Annotated in this window: 1 protein-coding gene and 1 pseudogene; one reads left to right on the forward strand and one right to left on the reverse strand. The window is 48.6% G+C overall.

The window, feature by feature from the left end; translation table 11 throughout:
- A partial coding sequence (gene rzpD / locus CRV02_RS14355) for a prophage endopeptidase RzpD (RefSeq protein ID WP_058714873.1) occupies positions 1–368 on the forward strand: 368 nt, incomplete at its 5' end.
- A gap of 31 nt (positions 369–399) precedes the next feature.
- Here the strand turns inward: rzpD and CRV02_RS14360 are convergent.
- Positions 400–587 (reverse strand): annotated as a pseudogene (locus CRV02_RS14360) (Bor family protein); the annotation flags it as partial.

Genomic DNA, 587 nt, shown 5'->3' on the forward strand with positions numbered 1-587 from the left:
CCTACAAAGCCCAGCGCGACAAAAATGCCAGAGAACTGAAGCTGGCGAACGCGGCAATTACTGACATGCAGATGCGTCAGCGTGATGTTGCTGCGCTCGATGCAAAATACACGAAGGAGTTAGCTGATGCTAAAGCTGAAAATGATGCTCTGCGTGATGATGTTGCCGCTGGTCGTCGTCGGTTGCACATCAAAGCAGTCTGTCAGTCAGTGCGTGAAGCCACCACCGCCTCCGGCGTGGATAATGCAGCCTCCCCCCGACTGGCAGACACCGCTGAACGGGATTATTTCACCCTCAGAGAGAGGCTGATCACTATGCAAAAACAACTGGAAGGAACCCAGAAGTATATTAATGAGCAGTGCAGATAGAGTTGCCCATATCGATGGGCAACTCATGCAATTATTGTGAGCAATACACACGCGCTTCCAGCGGAGTATAAATGCCTAAAGTAATAAAACCGAGCAATCAAGTTGCGAATGTTTGCTGGGTTTCTGTATTAACAACTTTTTATGCGCCGCCACAAATTTAGGCTGCATCGACAGTTTTCTTCTGCCAAATTCCAGAAACGAAGAAATGATGGGTGATGG

Source organism: Arcobacter sp. CECT 8989, assembly GCF_004116715.1.
GTDB lineage: Bacteria > Campylobacterota > Campylobacteria > Campylobacterales > Arcobacteraceae > Halarcobacter.